We start from the raw sequence: 2,159 nt of genomic DNA on the forward strand, positions 1-2,159 counted from the left end.
TGTGCCCAGTAGGAGTCGACACGGGGCGCGGTGCCCGGGTTGCCCCGGGTCGTTTCCCCGATGTCGCTCCCCCGAACCGGACGTGCGACTTTCACCGCATCCGGCTCTCCACGAGTTGCCATCAGGCAGGCGTTATGACTGGTTTGCCCCAGGGTGTCGGTATCTGGTTGCCGCGGTAGCGATAACGTTGGATGGTCATCGTGGTGGGTTTCCAGAGTGTGACACCGTTGTATTCCGGCCACCATCCGCTGTAGTAGCGGTTGATGATTTCCCGCTTGCTGGTGCGGGGGTGTTTGTTCTTCAGCCATTCCCAGACCCGCCACCATAGGTAGTTCTGGAGGTGGTGGTAGGCCTTACTGGAAGAACCGTGCCGGAAGTACTGGGCCCATCCACGGGTCATTGCCCTGAGTTGCCGGAACAGTTGATCCGCGTTTTGATGAGTGATCCGTTTGGTGACTGTCTTCACTTTCCGTTTGATGGAAGTCATCGACTTCCTCGCCGGATAGGTGTAGATCAGTTGCCGGTCGCTTCCGTATTGGCGGTGCCGCTGGATGCGGAACCCGAGAAAGTCGAATCCCTCGTCGATATGGACGATCCTGGTTTTATCCGGAGCGAGCCGCAGCCCGATCCTGGCCAGGATAGTCCCGATCTCGCCCCACAAGTGTTCCGTATGGTCCCGGGTTCCGTTGACCATGACGACAAAATCGTCGGCGTAGCGGGTCAGCCGAAACGTCGCGCCACCGCGTTTCCGGTAGCGGCTCCGAGTCCAGGAGTTCCTGTGGTTCTCCCAGAGCTGGTGGAAGTGGTCGTCCAGTTCGGAGAGAGCGATGTTGGCCAGCAGGGGTGACAGAATGCCACCCTGCGGGGTTCCGGTGTGGGTATCCCGGTCGATGCCGTCTTCGCCGAGGATTCCTGCGCGCAGAAAGGATTTGACCAGCTCCAGGATCCGTTTGTCTTTGATTCGTCGCCGCACCAAGCCCAGCAGGGCGGTGTGGTCGATCTCGTCGAAACACGCGGCGATGTCACCCTCGAAAACCCACTCATATCCCTCTCGGGCGTGTTTGCGGATTTCCTCGATGGCGTCCTGAGCCCGTCGCTGCGGACGGAAGCCGTAGCTGGAAGACTGAAACCCGGTCTCGAAGATCGGTTCCAGGACCAGCTTCAGCGCGGCCTGAACGACCCGATCGCGCACGGTCGGTATCCCCAACCGACGGGTTTTCCCGCCAGACTTGGGGATATATCGTTCCCGGACCGGGACCGGACGGAACGTCCGCGCTCTTAGGTCGGCGCGCAGTTCCTCCAAAAACCCAACGACACCCGGCGCGGATTCGCTGATCGACCGGACGGTCCGCCGATCGACCCCGGCGCTGCGTGCCCCGGTGTTCCCCGACACCCGTTCCCACGCCACAGCGAGGAACGCGGGGTCGGCCACGAGGTTATATAGATCATCAAACCGGCGACCGAGATCGGCCGCCGCCCATTGGTGCAGTTTTGTCTGCATTCCCAGTACCCGCTTCCCAGCCGTGAACGGCACAAGAAGCAGTTCACCGATGTTCACCGGTGATCCTTCTGGCATTACTCAACTCCTCTGCTCGACTCGCTGCCGCCCTTCCCCATGTGACCGGCTTTCCCGGCCTCGGAGTACTACGACGGCTCCGCCCCGCCGCGAGCCATTCGATTGACAATGAATCTACCCTCTCATGCCGGTGGATCCGGCATTATCGAGGGAAGACCCGCGACAGTTCCCATGTTCACGTGATACCGATCGACGAGTGAGGCACCCAGCTTTACCCCGGCAGCCCCCGCGGATACGCCACAGACTTTCTCCACGGGCTATCCGGAACAACAATTCCGGATGGGCGCTACACCCTCATTAGGTTCACGCGCACTGCGATACCAACCCTGATCCACCAGGTTCGAGTCGGCTCCACATAACGAGGCCTCAGACACTGATTCCTTTCGTATACCTTCTCGTCTCGCTCACCGAGCCCGCACCATCTGGCAGTACTGGCACGACTCGACTTTGTCAGGGCCGCTTGCCACCTCGATCCACCCATTCCCGTGAATCAGGCTGCCCTCAGCTTCACCGAACTGCTGTGACAATTCAGCGTCAGAGGCCTTTCACCTCCACTCGGATACTCACGCGCCTCATGGCGCAC

Annotated in this window: 1 protein-coding gene; it reads right to left on the reverse strand. The window is 60.6% G+C overall.

The features are described from left to right. Positions 1-121: 121 nt before the first annotated feature. The gene (gene ltrA / locus ABD987_RS44455; RefSeq protein WP_345409079.1) at positions 122-1,558 is read right to left on the reverse strand and encodes a group II intron reverse transcriptase/maturase; all 1,437 of its coding nucleotides are present in this window, start codon (positions 1,556-1,558) and stop codon (positions 122-124) included. Positions 1,559-2,159 lie beyond the last annotated feature (601 nt).

Origin of the sequence: Amycolatopsis samaneae, from assembly GCF_039541975.1 — a bacterium.
GTDB lineage: Bacteria > Actinomycetota > Actinomycetes > Mycobacteriales > Pseudonocardiaceae > Amycolatopsis > Amycolatopsis samaneae.